19 protein-coding genes and 1 riboswitch are annotated in these 16,745 nt (G+C 46.1%); of the genes, 18 read left to right on the top strand and 1 reads right to left on the bottom strand.

What is annotated here, in order from left to right:
* Nucleotides 1–195 precede the first annotated feature (195 nt).
* The 18 genes from ndk (at nucleotide 196) to C232_RS0101130 (ending at nucleotide 15,810) form a co-directional block, all read left to right on the top strand.
* Nucleotides 196–642 carry a nucleoside-diphosphate kinase gene (ndk, locus tag C232_RS0101215; protein ID WP_026314422.1) on the top strand — a complete coding sequence of 149 codons (447 nt, stop codon included), beginning with the start codon at nucleotides 196–198 and terminating at the stop codon, nucleotides 640–642.
* Nucleotides 643–791: 149 nt separating this feature from the next.
* Entirely contained in the window at nucleotides 792–1,595 is an 804-nt protein-coding gene (locus C232_RS0101210; protein ID WP_018660412.1) for a CheR family methyltransferase, read from the top strand.
* 115 nt (nucleotides 1,596–1,710) lie between these two features.
* Nucleotides 1,711–2,880, top strand: a complete 1,170-nt coding sequence (aroC, locus tag C232_RS0101205) for a chorismate synthase (protein ID WP_018660410.1) — start codon at nucleotides 1,711–1,713, stop codon at nucleotides 2,878–2,880.
* Nucleotides 2,881–3,960 carry a 3-dehydroquinate synthase gene (gene aroB / locus C232_RS0101200; protein WP_018660408.1) on the top strand — a complete coding sequence of 360 codons (1,080 nt, stop codon included), beginning with the start codon at nucleotides 2,881–2,883 and terminating at the stop codon, nucleotides 3,958–3,960.
* Nucleotide 3,961: 1 nt separating this feature from the next.
* The gene (aroH, locus tag C232_RS0101195; protein ID WP_018660406.1) at nucleotides 3,962–4,339 is read left to right on the top strand and encodes a chorismate mutase; all 378 of its coding nucleotides are present in this window, start codon (nucleotides 3,962–3,964) and stop codon (nucleotides 4,337–4,339) included.
* 4 nt (nucleotides 4,340–4,343) lie between these two features.
* The gene (gene hisC / locus C232_RS0101190; protein WP_018660404.1) at nucleotides 4,344–5,447 is read left to right on the top strand and encodes a histidinol-phosphate transaminase; all 1,104 of its coding nucleotides are present in this window, start codon (nucleotides 4,344–4,346) and stop codon (nucleotides 5,445–5,447) included.
* Between the two features lie 63 nt (nucleotides 5,448–5,510).
* Nucleotides 5,511–6,614 (top strand): prephenate dehydrogenase, encoded by a 1,104-nt coding sequence (locus tag C232_RS0101185; RefSeq protein WP_018660402.1) that lies wholly within the window; start codon nucleotides 5,511–5,513, stop codon nucleotides 6,612–6,614.
* A gap of 27 nt (nucleotides 6,615–6,641) precedes the next feature.
* A complete protein-coding gene (aroA, locus tag C232_RS0101180; protein ID WP_018660400.1) occupies nucleotides 6,642–7,928 on the top strand; it encodes a 3-phosphoshikimate 1-carboxyvinyltransferase in 1,287 nt (428 codons plus the stop codon).
* 215 nt (nucleotides 7,929–8,143) lie between these two features.
* Nucleotides 8,144–9,409 (top strand): tetratricopeptide repeat protein, encoded by a 1,266-nt coding sequence (locus C232_RS0101175; RefSeq protein ID WP_018660398.1) that lies wholly within the window; start codon nucleotides 8,144–8,146, stop codon nucleotides 9,407–9,409.
* 161 nt (nucleotides 9,410–9,570) lie between these two features.
* Entirely contained in the window at nucleotides 9,571–10,113 is a 543-nt protein-coding gene (locus C232_RS0101170) for a ReoY family proteolytic degradation factor (protein WP_018660396.1), read from the top strand.
* Between the two features lie 79 nt (nucleotides 10,114–10,192).
* Nucleotides 10,193–10,657 carry a YpiF family protein gene (locus tag C232_RS0101165; protein WP_018660394.1) on the top strand — a complete coding sequence of 155 codons (465 nt, stop codon included), beginning with the start codon at nucleotides 10,193–10,195 and terminating at the stop codon, nucleotides 10,655–10,657.
* A 157-nt stretch (nucleotides 10,658–10,814) separates the two neighbouring features.
* Nucleotides 10,815–11,324 carry a QcrA and Rieske domain-containing protein gene (locus C232_RS0101160; protein WP_018660393.1) on the top strand — a complete coding sequence of 170 codons (510 nt, stop codon included), beginning with the start codon at nucleotides 10,815–10,817 and terminating at the stop codon, nucleotides 11,322–11,324.
* Between the two features lie 12 nt (nucleotides 11,325–11,336).
* Complete coding sequence (qcrB, locus tag C232_RS0101155) at nucleotides 11,337–12,011, top strand: menaquinol-cytochrome c reductase cytochrome b subunit (protein ID WP_018660391.1); 675 nt, start codon at nucleotides 11,337–11,339, stop codon at nucleotides 12,009–12,011.
* A gap of 44 nt (nucleotides 12,012–12,055) precedes the next feature.
* The gene (locus C232_RS0101150; protein ID WP_018660389.1) at nucleotides 12,056–12,820 is read left to right on the top strand and encodes a menaquinol-cytochrome c reductase cytochrome b/c subunit; all 765 of its coding nucleotides are present in this window, start codon (nucleotides 12,056–12,058) and stop codon (nucleotides 12,818–12,820) included.
* A gap of 116 nt (nucleotides 12,821–12,936) precedes the next feature.
* Nucleotides 12,937–13,530: a lipoprotein heptaprenylglyceryl N-acetyltransferase LhaT gene (lhaT, locus tag C232_RS0101145; protein WP_018660387.1), complete on the top strand. Its 594-nt coding sequence runs from the start codon at nucleotides 12,937–12,939 to the stop codon at nucleotides 13,528–13,530.
* Nucleotides 13,531–13,603: 73 nt separating this feature from the next.
* Nucleotides 13,604–14,395 (top strand): sporulation protein YpjB, encoded by a 792-nt coding sequence (ypjB, locus tag C232_RS0101140; protein ID WP_018660385.1) that lies wholly within the window; start codon nucleotides 13,604–13,606, stop codon nucleotides 14,393–14,395.
* 60 nt (nucleotides 14,396–14,455) lie between these two features.
* Nucleotides 14,456–15,145 (top strand): zinc metallopeptidase, encoded by a 690-nt coding sequence (locus C232_RS0101135; RefSeq protein WP_018660383.1) that lies wholly within the window; start codon nucleotides 14,456–14,458, stop codon nucleotides 15,143–15,145.
* A gap of 127 nt (nucleotides 15,146–15,272) precedes the next feature.
* Nucleotides 15,273–15,317, top strand: a riboswitch (PreQ1 riboswitch).
* A gap of 7 nt (nucleotides 15,318–15,324) precedes the next feature.
* Nucleotides 15,325–15,810 (top strand): QueT transporter family protein, encoded by a 486-nt coding sequence (locus tag C232_RS0101130; RefSeq protein ID WP_018660380.1) that lies wholly within the window; start codon nucleotides 15,325–15,327, stop codon nucleotides 15,808–15,810.
* 56 nt (nucleotides 15,811–15,866) lie between these two features.
* On the opposite strand, the gene C232_RS0101125 is transcribed toward C232_RS0101130, so the two are convergent.
* Nucleotides 15,867–16,730: a YitT family protein gene (locus tag C232_RS0101125; protein ID WP_018660375.1), complete on the bottom strand. Its 864-nt coding sequence runs from the start codon at nucleotides 16,728–16,730 to the stop codon at nucleotides 15,867–15,869.
* Nucleotides 16,731–16,745 lie beyond the last annotated feature (15 nt).

The following is a 16,745-nucleotide window of genomic DNA, read 5'->3' as shown; positions in this document are numbered from 1 at the left end:
GATCGGTGCGCCTTGAAAAGGAACTGGTCGTTTTTTGTTTGTACCGGGAGCGGATCAGGAAGATGCCTTTTGTGCTGATAGATAAGGGAAACCGCTTTCTAAAAGATGTTGCGGTTTTGCTTCATGAATGTTACTATTTTTATATCCGGTACATAATTTTGGCAATTTATGATAACGAATGGGAGTGGATTTTTTTTGGAAAGAACCTTTTTGATGGTGAAACCAGATGGGGTACAAAGGCAATTGATCGGCGACATCGTGTCGCGGTTTGAAAAGAAAGGCTTTTGTTTAGCCGGTGCGAAACTGATGCGAATTCCAACCGAACTTGCTGAAAAGCACTATGCTGAACATAAGGAGCGCCCTTTCTTTGGCGATTTGGTTAAATTTATCACCTCCGGCCCGGTATTTGCGATGGTTTGGGAAGGGGAAAACGTCATTGCCACAGCCCGCAAAATGATGGGCAAGACGAATCCGGCCGAAGCGGCACCCGGCACGATCCGCGGCGATTACGGTATGATTGTTAGCAAAAATATTATTCATGGCTCGGATTCTCCGGAAAGTGCAAAACGCGAGATTGCCCTGTTCTTCCGTGACGAAGAACTGCTTCAATATACACGGCCTGCCGACGCTTCTATTTATTAAAATCGCTTTTTAAAGATTGGCGGAAAAATTTCTAAACGCCAATCTTTTTTTATGCTAAAATAAAGAAAATATGCGGCCGGGGCGCCAACTGTTGACTGCCAATGCTGCATGGTGATGAAAATCAACAAGAAAGCCATGGGGAATGCACAATGAAGATTGAACGGGAAGATGACTACAGCCGGTTTATTTCGCAAATCAAAATGAAAACCGGCGTCAATTTGTCTTTGTATAAGGAAGCACAGATGAAAAGAAGACTGACAACGCTCTACGAGAAAAGAGGATTTTCTTCTTTTCAGGAGTTTTTTAACGGATTGGATCAGGACCAGGCCTTATTGGATGAATTTTTAGACCGGATGACGATAAATGTTTCTGAATTTTATAGAAACAAATCGAGATGGGATGTACTGGAACACAAAATTCTTCCCCGCCTGTTTAAAGACAGGGGCATCCCGCTTCGAATATGGAGCGCAGCCGCTTCAACCGGTGAAGAACCCTATACGATTGCAATGATTCTGTCAAAATTCATGCCGCTGGACCTGATTCGGATTCTCGCGACGGATATTGACAGGCATGCGCTGCAAAAGGCGAAAGCAGGGATCTATTCGGAACGGTCCATCAATGAAGTGCCAAAAGAGATGAAATTGAAGTTTTTTGAAAAATGCAGCGGCGGGCCTTTTTACCGGATTGCGGACGGCATTAAGAAAACCGTCACCTTTAAGCAACACAACCTGCTTTCAGATCCCTACCCGAAAGCGGATTTGATTTGTTGCAGGAATGTCTTGATTTACTTTACAGAGGAAGCAAAAAACCAGGTGTACCGGAATTTCAGTACAGCCTTAAACCATCATGGGACATTGTTTGTCGGCAGTACCGAGCAAATCTTTCATCCATCTTCTTTCGGTTTAGAAGTCGAAGACACATTTTTTTATAAAAAAATAGAACATCAGCACTAAAGTGATTGGCATGATTTTTTTAATTTGAAACGTTCAAACCATATTTTCGGATTGCAAAGATTGTGATATAGTTATACATATGTAACGCTTTAAAGTGCTAAAAGGGGGTATTAGATTGAGATATTTGACAGCCGGTGAATCGCATGGTCCGGCGCTTACTACGATTATTGAGGGGCTGCCTGCAGGGCTTCCGCTTACAGCTGAAGATATTAATGCCGATTTGGCACGAAGGCAGCAAGGCTACGGGCGCGGCCGGCGAATGCAAATTGAAAAAGACCGTGCCGCCATTTCTGCAGGTGTACGCCACGGCCTTACGCTTGGATCTCCTGTCGCATTGACAGTTGAAAATAAAGACTGGACCCATTGGACAAACATTATGGGGATTGAGCCGCGTGCGGATGAAGACGAAGAAGTCAAACGCAAAGTGACGCGGCCGCGGCCGGGGCATGCGGATTTGGCAGGCGGTATCAAATACGGCCACCGGGATATGCGCAATGTTCTTGAACGGTCTTCCGCACGCGAAACAACGGTAAGGGTCGCAGCCGGAGCTGTTGCAAAAAGATTATTAAAAGAACTCGGCATTGAAGTGGTTTCCCATGTGGTTGAAATTGGCGGTGTCGAGGCAGAACATACCCAGTACAAATCATTGCAGGACTTAAGGGAAAAGGCGGAGTCCTCCCCGGTCCGCTGCTATGATGATGCAGCCGCCGAAAAAATGATGGCGGCCATTGACCAGGCAAAGAAAAGCGGGGACTCTATCGGCGGGATCGTTGAAGTCGTTGCAGCTGGCATGCCGGCCGGTGTCGGCAGTTATGTCCATTACGACAGGAAGCTGGATGCAAAACTGGCACGCGCCATTGTCAGCATTAACGCTTTTAAAGGCGTTGAATTCGGACTTGGTTTTGAAATGGCACACCGGTTTGGAAGTGAAGTCCATGATGAAATCCTCTGGTCGGAAGAAACGGGCTATACGCGGAGAACAAACCGCCTCGGCGGCTTTGAAGGCGGCATGACAACGGGGATGCCGATCGTCGTCCGCGGCGTCATGAAGCCAATCCCGACGCTGTATAAGCCGCTTCAGAGCGTCGATATTGACACGAAAGAACCGTTTACGGCGAGCATTGAGCGCTCAGACAGCTGCGCGGTGCCGGCTGCAAGTGTTGTGGCGGAAGCAGCGGTGGCCTGGGAGCTGGCAGCAGCCATCGTGGAGCAGTTTTACAGCGACCGTATGGAAGTGCTGAAACAAACAGTGGCTGCGCAAAGAGAATACGGAAGGTTGTTTTAAATGGAAACAATAATCATAGAAGCGGGCACGAAAAAGTACCCCGTATACATAGGCGACGGTGCCATCAGCAGGCTGGATGCGCTGCTTGAAGATTACACAAACCTGATGGTCATAACCGATCGCCATGTGGGGGCGCTGCATTTAAACACTTTAAAAGCCCATCTCCCGGAAGGCGCTGAAACAAATGTCTACACGGCGCCAAATGGGGAGGAAGCCAAAACATTTCTTATTTATAAAGAAGCCCTCGATTTTGCCGTAAAATGCCATTTGGACCGCAAATCGTGCATTTTGGCTTTCGGCGGAGGAGCAGTGGGTGATTTAGCGGGATTTGTCGCTGCTACGTATATGCGCGGGATCGCTTTTATTCAAATTCCGACTACGATTCTCGCCCATGACAGTGCGGTGGGCGGAAAAGTAGCCATTAACCATCCGCTTGGGAAAAACCTTGTTGGGGCATTCTACCAGCCGGAGTTTGTACTCTATGATACTAGCTATCTCGCAACGCTTCCCGAAGTCCAGCTCCGCAGCGGGTTTGCCGAGCTTATCAAACATGCGCTGATTTCGGACGAAGGATTCCTGGACGAAATCAAACGGGCGGTGCCGAATGAACAGCAAATATTAAATGCCAAGCTTCCGGGCCTGCTGAAAAAAGGCATTAAAGTAAAAGCCGGGTTTGTCAAGCAGGATGAAAAGGAAACGGGCGTGCGCGCATACTTGAATTTTGGCCATACGCTCGGCCACGCGCTTGAAGCAAACGGCGGCTTCGGCGGCTTGACGCATGGGGAAGCCGTCATCATCGGGATGGTATATGAACTTTTGATCAGCCGGAAACAAACGGGCCTCGAATTTGATGTTGCTGCGTTTACCGAATGGCTGGGGGCGCTTGGCTATCATTGGAAAATTCCGCAGCAGGCTAATTTCGAAGAAATTTATGCATACATGCTGCGGGACAAGAAAACCATTGCCCATAAACCGAGATTTGTTCTGCTGCGGAAGATTGGCGAACCTGTGATGGCGGAAGTGGACGAAGATTTGTTGCGCAGTTTGTTCGGGCAATTGCAAAAAGGGGGACTGTGTTAAGATGATTCGTGGGATTCGCGGGGCAACGACTGTGGAAAGGGATGACGAGCCACTAATCCTTGCCGCATCGGAAGCATTGCTGCAGGAAATGATCAGCAAGAATGACATTGATCCAAAGCGGGTTGCTTCTCTCTTTTTCTCAGTGACTGCCGATCTCCGCGCTGCTTTCCCTTCTAAAGTGATGCGGAAATTTACAGACTGGAAATTTGTCCCGATTATGAATATGCAGGAAATCCCTGTTGCAGGCAGCCTGCCCCATTGCATCCGTGTTATGATTCACGTGGATACAGACCGGGAACAGGAGAGCATCAAACATGTTTATAGGAACGGCGCCGTTTCATTGCGGCCGGACTTAAACCAGATGGAACAGGAGCTGTGAAATTATGAAATGGAGAGAACAAATTACGGACTTAGCCGTATATGAGCCGGGAAGAACCATTGAAGCAGTGAAGAAGCAGTTCGGATTGGATTCGATTGTAAAGATGGCTTCCAATGAAAATCCGTTTGGCTACTCGCCGAAAGTGGATGAGCGGCTTGCATCCATCCATCGTTCATACACGCTTTATCCGGATGGCTATGCCACCAGCCTGCGGGAAGAAGCAGCAAACTTTTTAGGGGTGGACGAAAAGCAGCTGATTTTCACAAATGGCACTGATGAACTGATCCAGATCATTTCAAGAGCCTTGCTTGAGCCGGGCAAAAATACGGTGATGGCGGTGCCGACTTTTTCCCAGTACAGGCATAATGCCGTGATTGAAGGCGCTGAAATCCGCGAAGTGCCGTTAAGGGACGGTAAGCATGATTTGGACGGGATGCTTGCGCAAATTGACGAAAATACGGCGGTTGTTTGGGTATGCAGCCCGAATAATCCGACCGGAACCTACACTTCCGAAAAAGAAATCACCGCCTTTCTCGATCAAGTGCCGGAAGAAGTGCTGGTCGTTTTAGATGAAGCATACGGAGATTATGTCGTTGCGGCCGATTATTATGATGCCCTTGAGCTGTATAGAAAGTACAGCAATTTGATTGTGACCCGGACTTTTTCAAAAATTTACGGGCTTGCCAGTTTCCGCGTCGGTTACGGGATCGCGAATGAAGCCATTATCCGCGGGCTTGAACCGGTGCGCCCGCCGTTCAACACGAATGTGCTCGGGCAAATGGTGGCGGCTGAGGCGCTCCGTGACCAGGAATTTGTTCGCAAGTGCCGGAAAAAAAACCGCCGCGGCCTGCAGCAGTTCTACGATTTTTGTAATCGGGCCGGCCTTGGTTACTATCCTTCGCAGGCAAATTTTATTTTGATTCATTTTCACTGTGACGCAGACCGTGTATGCCAGTTTTTGATGAAAAAAGGGTTTATCGTGCGCTCAGGCCGGCCGCTTGGCTTTCCGGAAAGCATCCGCGTCACCGTTGGATCGGAAGAACAGAACAAAGGCGTCATCCATGCGATGGAGACGTTTTTGGAAACAACGGCTAAAATTAACCGCTAAACTGCAGGACAATTGCATCCTGCTCTTTTGGTTTTTTGCAAACGATGTGAGGTGGAATGTCGATTGAAAGGAACTGTATTTATGATCGGGCTCGGCTTAATTGGGGGGTCCATTGCGCTGGCCATCAAAAAAGAACATCCGGAAGCGATGGTTATCGGATTTGATGCCAAATTGGAAGAAATGAAAATGGCGAAAGCTTTAATGGTTGTCGATGATTATACAGAGTCGGTGGAAGCAGGTGCCAAACAGGCTGATTTAATCGTTCTGGCAACACCGGTATTGATTACAGAAAAACTGATCGGGCAATTGGCGGACGCGGGTCTAAAGCAAAACGTAATCGTGACCGATACAGGCAGTACGAAAAAGAGCATCGTTGAAAGGGCAGGCTGTCTTCAGGAAAAAGGGATTGTGTTTATTGGCGGCCATCCGATGGCAGGTTCCCATAAAAGCGGGGTGATCGCAGCAAAGCCGACACTTTTTGAAAATGCATTTTATTTGCTTGCCCCTTATAATGAAAAATCAGCCGCGCGAGTGAATGATTTAAGGTGCTGGCTTAAAGGGACACGTGCAGCATTTATTGACGTATCGCCGGCAGAGCATGATGAAATGGTTGCCATGGTCAGCCATTTTCCCCATATAGTCGCTGCATCTCTTGTCCATCTTATACGAAATGCCGACGCGGAGTTTCCGCTTTTAAAGCGGATTGCGGCCGGCGGATTCCGCGATATCACAAGAATTGCCTCTTCAAATCCCCAGATGTGGGCAGATATCAGCATCGGCAACCAGCAGAATCTGATCACGCTGCTTGATCGTTGGACTGCGGATCTTCAAAAAGTCAAACAGGCACTGGCTGGTAAAAAATATGATGAATTGTACAGCTTCTATGCTGAAGCGAAAAAATACCGCGATCAGCTGCCGGTGGGCGGTTCGGGCGCGATTCCTTCGTTTTACGACTTGTTTGTTGATATTCCGGATTATCCGGGCGTCGTTTCTGAAATTATGAACGAACTGGCAGCAGCCAAAATCAGCATTACAAATATCCGGATTCTGGAAACACGGGAAGACGTATACGGCGTTTTACGAATCAGCTTCCAAACGGAAAATGACCGTCACAACGCCTATCGTCTATTAAAAATGAAATCCCCGCATGAAGTATATTTGCAATAATAAAATGGGAGAAGGTGAATTTGGCTGATGTTAAAACTGCAGGCAGCCCGTTCCGGTTTAAAAGGAACGATAAAAGTACCGGGTGATAAATCAATTTCCCACCGTTCAATTATGTTTGCAGCGGTTGCGGAAGGCAGGACAACGATTGAAAACTTTTTATATGGGGTCGACTGTTTGAGCACCATCGATTGTTTCCGCAAAATGGGTGTGTCCATTGTGCAAAATGGCAGCAGTCTTGCAGTTGACGGAAAAGGCTGGGGCGGATTACAGGAACCCAAAAGTGTACTCGATGCCGGCAATTCAGGGACGACCACGCGGCTTATGCTCGGCATTTTGGCGGGCAGGCCTTTCCACTCCGTTATCATTGGAGACGATTCGATTGCAAAACGTCCGATGAACCGTGTTACCAAACCGCTTGCGATGATGGGGGCGGAGATTGACGGCAGAGATCACGGCAATTTGACGCCATTAGCGATAAGAGGCGGAGCGCTGCATGCCATTGATTACAAGATGCCCGTTGAAAGCGCCCAGGTGAAATCAGCCATTTTACTGGCCGGTTTGCAGGCGGAAGGTGTAACGAAAGTCCATGAACTGCAGGAAACGCGCGACCACACAGAACGCATGATTCGCCGTTTCGGGGGAGAAATCCATACAAGCGGCGGCACGGCAGAGGTAGAAGGCGGCCAAACGTTGCATGGAACGGTTGTAAACGTGCCGGGTGATATTTCTTCGGCTGCGTTTTTTATTGCTGCGGCCTGTATTGTACCGGGCAGTGAACTGGTCTTCCCGGGCGTCGGGTTAAACCCGACGCGTACCGGCATCATAGAGGTGCTGCAAAAGATGGGGGCAGATATTGAAATTTTAGAAGACCGGGCAGGCGGACAGTTTGAACCAAAAGGCACCATAGCAGTAAAATACGGCGCTTTAGCCGGTACTGAGATTGGCGGCAGTTTAATCCCGCGCCTGATTGATGAGATCCCGGTTATCGCTCTGCTTGCAACCCAGGCACAAGGAAAGACGATCATAAAGGATGCCGGGGAACTAAAGGTAAAAGAAACGAACCGCATTGATACGGTTGTAAATGAGCTGAAGAAACTGGGCGCAAATATCGAAGCAACGGAAGATGGGATGATCATAGAAGGCCCTGTGCCGTTAACAGGAGGCACGGCAGACAGCCACGGTGATCACCGTATCGGCATGATGCTGGCGGTCGCTTCTTTAATCAGCCGCGGTCCGATTTATTTGGAAAATGAAGGCGCGATTAACGTATCTTATCCCGGCTTTTTTGACAGTTTAAAATCGATTATGCACTGATTGAATATACAGAGGGCTGGTCAGATTGATTTAGCGCTCTGTATATTTTTTTGGCATGGATAAAAAAATAAAGGAATTTCCATGCATACTGAAGAAATAAATCATAGGGGCAGATCCAGGTGCAGGCAGTATATTTGCACTGTCCGGCCGCATTTTTTATGATAAAGTAAAAAGGTATGCTATTTTTTAAGAAAATGGTTTAAAGGAAGGTTTACATGAATTTAGTTGAACAATTGTTGGATCATTTAGAAGAAGGCCGGTTGGATCAGGCGAAAAAGGAATTTGAAACTTTTCTCTCGCTTGGTTCGGATGAAGAAAAATATACGCTGGCCGGGCAATTAATGGGCCTTGGCTTTCTAAATGAGGCGCAGCAGTTATATAAAGATCTTCTGGAAACTTATCCGGAAGACGGCGAGCTTGCTATTTTGCTTGCCGAAACGCTCATTGACATGGATAAAGAAGAAGAAGCGATCCTATATTTAGACCAGATTCCGGAAACAGATCCGGATTATCCGCGTGCACTGCTTTTACTGGCTGATTTATACCAGATGCAGGGGCTGCTCGAAGTCAGTGAAAATAAGCTGTTGGAAGCAAGCGGACAGCTGCCCGATGAACCGGTAATCCATTTTGCACTGGCGGAATTCTATGCATCTGTTGCCCGCTACGCAGAAGCTGTAAAGGATTATGAGTGGCTGCTTGATAAAGGGATTGAAACATTGGGGGATGCCAATATCCACGGGCGTCTTGCCGAAGTACTGAGTGCCGCGGGTGCTTTTGAAGATGCGCTTCATCACTTTGAACATGCAATGGAGGGGAAACCCGGGGCAAATACTTTATTTGGGTACGCCCTAACGGCTTATCAGGCGGGATTTTATCGAAAAGCAATTGAATTATTCAATCAGCTAAAGGAAATGGATCCGGGGTTTCAATCCTTATATCTTTATCTCGGGCGTGCCTACGAACACGAGGAGGAATTGAAAAAAGCGCTTGAAACTGTGGACGAGGGCATCCATGTTGATGAGTTTAATAAAGAACTTTTCTGTTTTGGCGGGAAGGTCGCTTTGAAAACCGGGCGCGAAGATCTCGCAGAAAAGTATTTCCGGGAAGCACTCGGGCTCGATCCGGGTTATATTGATGCTGCGTTAGCTTATCATAAATTATTGCTGCACCAGGAAAGATACGCAGAGATTGCAGAACAAACAACGAAAATGGAAAAAGAAGGGGATGTGGATCCGCAACTTTACTGGGATATGGCATTGTCTTTCCAGAAACTTGAAGAATATTCACAGGCATTAAAGTATTATAGTCTGGCATATAATGATTTAAAAAATGATCCCCAATTTTTATCGGATTACGGCTATTTCCTGATTGAGGATGGTAAAAGGGAACAGGCAATTGAAATTTTCCGCAGCCTCCTTTCAAACGACCCGGTAAATGAGGAATGGGTGGCTTTATTGGAAAGGCTGGAAGAAGAACGCTAAAGTGTTCAGGCAGCATAAAAGTTTTAAAGCGTTTCAAACATATTGGTAGGCGCAGCACTTCAGGAAACGGTATAATAAAGGTACAGGTTATTATTTTCTTAGAAAAACTTCTTTCGCACCAGTCAATGGGAACCATTTCAATTTGCAGAGGAGGGATTACTTTGGCTCTCACCCCTGTTTCAATCAACGAGAAAAAAGAGTTCATACGCTGGTTTTTGAATCATTATCAGTTAAAAAGAAGAGAATCGGTTTGGATTTTAAATTACTTAATGAGCCACGATCAATTGATGGAAAAAGTTCATTTTGTAGAAGAAGCGCATCTTTGCCCGCGCGGCTTGATCATGTCCACCCATTGTGTAGACAATGTGCCGTTTCGTTTCTATAAGGAAAATATTATGACAACAGATGCTGAAAAATCTTTTCATGATATTCGTTTGAACCGCGATGAGGAAATTTATATCCAGCTGAATTTCAAGTCATCCCATTTGTCGTATCAGTATGCAGCGGTGCTGGAAGAGAATCCCTTCATGCCGAAAGATCTGCATATTAATGAAAAGGACAGAATGATGGCCGAAAAGATATTACAGCAAAGCATTTATGATTTTCAAAGAAATAAAATATTAAAGGAAATTGATCATGCCCTGGATGAACGGGACTATGATCGCTTTATCCAGTTAAGCAAACAAGTCAGGCATCTGAAGTAGTTTTCCTCCACCTCTGCTTTTGGCGGGGCCTTCTTTTTCAATCCGGATCGCGGCATTAAACAATGAAAGGGGTACCAAATTGCTTTGGACCGCAAAAGATATTGAACTTTATTTGCAGGAACAGCCTTATATTGACACTGCCATATTGCCGCTTGTTCCTGCTTCATTCGGGCGCGAAATGAAACAGTCGGCATCACAGTATGAATGGATCCGGCTGCTAAGCACCAGCTTGGAAAACCAGTTTAAAGGAAGGCTGGTGCTGATGCCTGCTTATATGTATTTGCAGAGCCTGGGCCCGGAAATGAACCGGGAAGTTTTGCAAAAATGGGAATCAGAAATGGCAGCCGGCGGGTTTCGTCACATTTTTTATATTACGTCCGATCCTGTCTGGCAGCCTTGCCAAACTTCTCTGGAAGGCTCGATCATTTGGCTGCCGGCGATTCCGCTTGCGCATATGGAACAGAAATACCGGGATACAGTTGTAGAAGAACAAGTGAAGCAGCTGATTTCATTAATTGTAAACCAATGGCAGGAAACACTATAGGCTATTGAGATATCAGTCTATTTTGATTAGAAGGATATCAGACACAATTATGACATTTATTCGTTGACCTGATCTGCCGGATGTTTTATGATAATGGAGATAGAGTTCAAAATTATATAAATTTTTATTACAAAGCTTACCTCAAGGGGGGAATTGGGTGAGTAAAGATCCTGTATCAAGGCGGCAGTTTTTGAACTATACGCTAATGGGGGTTGGTGGTTTCATGGCGGCAGGTACGTTGATGCCAATGCTCCGTTTTGCCATTGATCCGGTACTGGAAGCGAAAGCGGCAGGCGATTTTCATGCAACCAAATTAAAGGTTTCGGAATTAACGGGTAAACCGGTCCGCATCGATTTCAAGTACGAACAGGCCGACGGATGGCATAAGTCTGATATTACACAGACAGCCTGGGTCTATAAGGACAATAAGGGGGAAATCGTGGCACTTTCTCCAACCTGCAAACATCTTGGCTGTACCGTGGACTGGAACACCAGCAAGCAGCACCCCAACGAATTTTACTGCCCCTGCCACGGCGGGCGCTATGAAAAAAATGGAAGGAATGTGCCCGGTACACCGCCTTCTGCACCTTTAGACGCTTTTGCGACAAAAGTTAAAGGCGGATATCTATATTTAGGGAAACCACAGGCCAATCCGTATGTAAAATGAGGGGGCAAATACATGCTGAGCAAATTATATGACTGGGTGGATGAACGCCTCGATATCACACCTTTATGGCGGGATATCGCGGATCACGAGGTTCCGGAACACGTAAATCCGGCGCACCACTTTTCGGCTTTTGTCTATTGTTTTGGAGGCTTGACTTTTTTTATTACCGTCATTCAAATCCTTTCCGGCATGTTTTTAACGATGTATTATGTTGCTGATATTAAAAATGCCTGGGAATCCGTATATTATTTGCAAAATGATGTGGCATACGGGCAAATTGTCAGGGGCATGCACCATTGGGGGGCAAGTTTAGTGATTGTGATGATGTTCCTGCACACCTTGCGCGTTTTCTTTCAGGGCGCTTATAAAAAGCCGCGGGAATTAAACTGGATTGTCGGCGTACTGATTTTTTTTGTGATGCTTGGCCTCGGGCTGACCGGGTATTTGCTTCCGTGGGACATGAAAGCGCTTTTTGCCACGAAAGTCAGCTTGGAGATTGCCAACTCTGTGCCGCTGATCGGCCCTTATGTAAAGACGCTTTTAGCGGGGCATCCGGATATTGTCGGCGCCCAAACCTTAACGCGCTTTTTTGCAATCCATGTTTTCTTCCTTCCGGCGGTTTTACTGGCGCTTTTGGCGGCCCACTTCTTCATGATACGCAAGCAGGGAATTTCAGGTCCGCTGTAAAAAAATAGCCTTTTTTTCATTAATGGGCAAAGGGAGGGGCATTGATGCAACGTGGAAAAGGAATGAGATTTGTTGGGGACTCGAGAATTCATGCTGACCGGAAACCGAATATTCCAAAGGATTATTCGGAATATCCCGGCAAGACAGAAGCTTTCTGGCCGAACTTTCTGTTAAAGGAATGGCTGGTCGGCGCTGTTTTTCTGGTCGGCTTTTTATGCCTGACAGCGGCACACCCGTCACCGCTTGAAAGGATAGCGGATCCGACTGACACAAGCTATATTCCAATGCCGGACTGGTATTTTTTATTTCTATATGAACTGTTAAAGTATTCATATGCATCAGGGCCTTACGCTGTGATCGGGCTTGCGATTCCCGGTGTCGCTTTTACGGCGCTGCTGCTTGTTCCGTTTCTTGATCGCGGGCCTGAGCGCCGTCCGCAAAAACGCCCGCTCGCAACGGGATTCATGCTGCTTGCAGTCTGTTCGGTATTTTACTTAACATGGGAAGCAGCCGCCCACCATGACTGGGAAAAAGCGAAAGAGCAGGGGAAAATCACAGCGCAGGCGGATATTGACAAAAATGCCGGCGGGTATAAAATCTATGCCAAGCAAAGCTGTATAACCTGCCACGGTGAAAACCTTCAGGGCGGGTCAGCTGCACCTTCTTTAATCGGAACCGGCTTAAGTGCTGAAGAGGTGGAAAAGATCGCAAAAGATGGAAAAGGAAGCATGCCCGCAAACCAGTATAAGGGATCCGATGAAGATTTGAAAAAACTTGCAACCTTTATTTCAGGTCTGAAAGCAGAATAGATGGGGAGCCGGTTCAGGCATTCCCATTCGGGAGCCGGCGTTTTGCCGGCTTTTTCGATCAGCAAAAGGCATGTTACAATAGGAGCAGTTTACATATAAATGAGGGTGAAAATGAAATGAATACTTTATATGCCGCATTAGCAGACCGCCGCACGCTGCAGTTGCTCTTTTTCATTAATATTGCCGGCACCCTGTACGGTTACTACTGGTACGGATGGCAGTTAAAAGAAACGCCGCCGCAGTTTTTAATATTTGTACCGGACAGCCCGACAGCCAGCCTTTTCTTTGTTTTTGTCCTGCTTGCCTTTTTATTGCGGAAAAGCTGGCCTTACATAGAGGCACTCGCGATTGTGACCTTGTTCAAATACGGAATTTGGGCAGCCGTAATGAATTTGCTTCTGCTGTATGTAAACGGCAGCCTGCCATGGCAGGGGTATATGCTGATCGCCTCCCACTTGGCAATGGCTTTGGAGGGGATGTTGTTTGCGCCATTTTACCGCTTCAAATGGAAGCATCTTATGGTCGCGGCAGTATGGGCTTTACATAATGATGTGATTGACTATGTGTTTATGCAGTTCCCAAGGTATGAAGATTTGGATCGCTATATCCGTGAAATCGGCTATTTTGCTTTTTGGCTGAGTATTGCTTCATTGATGGTGGCTTATGTGCTGGTGATCCGAAAAAAGCGCCGGAAATATCAACGTTATTAAAGCGCCTGTATTTTTAAAGTACTAACCTTGTCCTCCTTTACATAGATTAGTAATAGTTTGAGGGGGGACAAGTATGATGAGAAAAGTGGTTATCCTTCTGTTTGCCATCATGTTTTGCTTTGCAGGAAAGAGTTTTGCCCAAACGTCAGAGCCATCGCTAACGCATTTGAATGATTTAAGTGACGAAGCGCTGCAAATGGCGAAAAACGGACGGTATGAAGAAGCCAAGATTTTATTGAAACAGTTTTCAACGGAGTTTACAAATCTTTCATTGGACGATAAATATTTTACAATGGATGAACTGAGAATTTTAACAGTCACCCATAATGAAGCGCTGAAAGCTTTAACAAAAGCGAGTGTTGATGCAGATGAAAAAGTGGATGCCTGTACAACATTCCGCCTGGTTGTTGATGCGCTTCAGTCAAAATACCAGCCAATGTGGACGGAAATGGAAGAACCGGTGATGGCGTCGTTTGCAGAGGTCAAACAGGCAGCGATAAGTGGAGACCATGCGCGCTATAATATAAAATTAAATACGTTTTTAAAAGAATTCTCCATTATTGAACCCAGCTTAAAAGTGGACATCCCGGCAGAAAAAATACAGCAGCTTGATGCGAAAATTGCATTTATTGACCATTACCGGGCTAATATTTTGCAAGACCGGAAGGATACAAGGGAACTGGAAACCCTGCAGGCCAATCTTGAAGAGTTATTTGATGAAATGAAGGAGGATGAGACAGACCCTTCCCTGTGGTGGGTGATTATTTCGACCGGCAGCATCATTATTCTGACATTATCATACGTAGGATGGAGAAAATATAAAGGCCAGAAAGAAGAACGCCAGCAGAAGGACCATGTTGATTGACCTTTTCCCCTGATTCGCATAAAATATATATTAAGAAAAGACCACCGTGGAGGGTAGCAAATGTCATTTTTGATTTACTATATCATTTTGGCGATCATTCCGATCTGGGCTCAAATTAAAGTAAAGCGCACGTACAGCAAGTATGAAAGAGTCCGTTCTGCTTCCGGGATGACCGGCGCAGAAGTGGCAAGGGCGATTTTGGATGAAAACGGTTTGTATCAGGTGAAAGTGCTCGAACACAGCGGTTTTTTAAGCGACCACTATAACCCGATTAATAAAACCGTCAATTTGTCGACAGCCAATTATCACGGACAGTCGATTGCGGGTGCAGCTGTCGCGGCCCACGAAGTCGGACACGCGATTCAGGATAAAGTCAATTATGGCCCGCTTCGTTTGCGCCACCGCCTTGTCCCGGTTGCAAATCTCGGCAGCAATGCTTCATGGATTTTCATTTTACTCGGCATGTTTACCCAGTTGACCGGCTTGTTTTTACTGGGCATTATTTTGATGGCACTTGCCGTTTTGTTCCAGCTTGTGACATTGCCAGTCGAATTTAATGCATCTTCACGCGCATTAAAGCAGGTAACGACACTCGGCATTATCCAGCATGGGGAAGAAAGAGAGGCACGCCAGGTTTTATCAGCCGCCGCACTTACGTATGTAGCCGCCGCCGCAGTTGCCGTGATTGAACTGTTGCGCCTGATCCTGGTTTTTACCAATTTGACAGGAAATAATAACAATAATAACTAATCCGGATTTCCGGATGCCTGCTTTCCTCGCACATGATGACAGGAAGCAGGCTATTTTTTTTGAGGAAAAACAGCCATTGCGGTAAACCATCCTATTCGTATATAATAGAATAGTTTGGTTGTTTTGCAGGCCCGTGGTTCGAAACCATCCCACGTAAAAAAACTAAGGAGAGATGTTATATGAAACTCAAAACAGTTGCTGTAAACGGGATCCTGGCGGCTTTGTATATTGCTGTGTCGTTTTTAATCCAGCCGTTCGGGTTTACGAATATCCAGTTCAGGATATCTGAAATATTTAACCATCTTGTTGTGTTCAACAAGAAATATATGATTGGGATTGTGATGGGGGTATTTTTAACAAATTTATTTTTCTCGCCAATCATGGCCTATGACTTGATTTTCGGTACCGGCCAGTCCATTGTTGCCCTTCTCATTACGATTTTGTCGTCCCGCTATATTAAACAAATATGGACAAGAATGGCAATCAATACGGTTGTCTTTACTGTAACCATGTTTATTATTGCCTGGGAACTTAATCTTGCTTTCCACTACCCATTCCTATTAACATGGCTGACAACAGCAGCTGGTGAATTCGCCGTTATGCTTGTCGGCATGCCAATCATGTATGCAATTAATAAACGCGTCCACTTCGAAAAGTTGATATAGAAGCGGGAAATAAGAAAGAGCTGCAAACACTTGCAGCTCTTTCTTATTTCCCGGATTTAATCCTCAATTGGCTGTTTATTTTCATCCAGCGTAAAACCTTCCCCTAATACATCATGGACAACCATCACCGAAACAAATGCATGAGGATCCACTGAATTAATGATGCCTTTTAAACGGGAGATTTCATTTTTGCCGACCACGCAGTACAGCACATCACGGTCCCGCTTCGTAAATGAGCCGTGGCCCCGAAACACGGTCACACCGCGGTCCATTTGCTTCATGACTTTTTCGGCGATTTCATCATGCTTGTCCGAAATAATAAAGGCTCCCCGTGCTGTATAGGCGCCTTCCTGGAGGAAATCGATAACGCGCGACCCGACAAAAACGGCGACAAGCGTATACATTGCTTCCCGGTAATGCAAGTAAGTAAGAAGTGAAAGCGTGATGACACATGCGTCAAACATAAACATGGTTCTGCCCATCGCAACTCCCTTGTACTTAAAGACAAGCCTTGCGATAATATCCACGCCGCCTGATGTTCCGCCGTAACGGAAAATAATCCCGAGCCCGACACCGATAAAGACGCCGGCAAACAGAGCAGCCAGGAACATATCGTCCTCAAGCGGAATATGAAAGTGCTTTTTTTCAAAAATCCATAGAAACAGGGAGGTCCCGACCGTCCCGATGATCGTGTAATAAAAGGCCCTTTTTCCCAATAATTTCCATCCAATGATAAAGATTGGGATGTTTAAGATCAGGTTGGAATAAGAAGGGTTCATATGGAACAAATAATAGAGGAGCAGAGTGATCCCAGTGAAACCGCCTTCAGCCAAATGGTTTTGAATATTAAAATGGACAATCCCAAATGAAAAAACGGCGGCGCCTAATAAGATAAAGAAGATATTCTTGATTTTGAGCATGCCTGCTGCCTCCTT

Origin of the sequence: Heyndrickxia acidiproducens DSM 23148 (genome assembly GCF_000374345.1) — a bacterium.
GTDB classification, from domain to species: Bacteria; Bacillota; Bacilli; order Bacillales; family Bacillaceae_C; genus Weizmannia; species Weizmannia acidiproducens.
The sequence above is the reverse complement of the archived record's forward strand: the minus strand, read 5'-3'. Positions and strand labels throughout refer to the sequence as shown.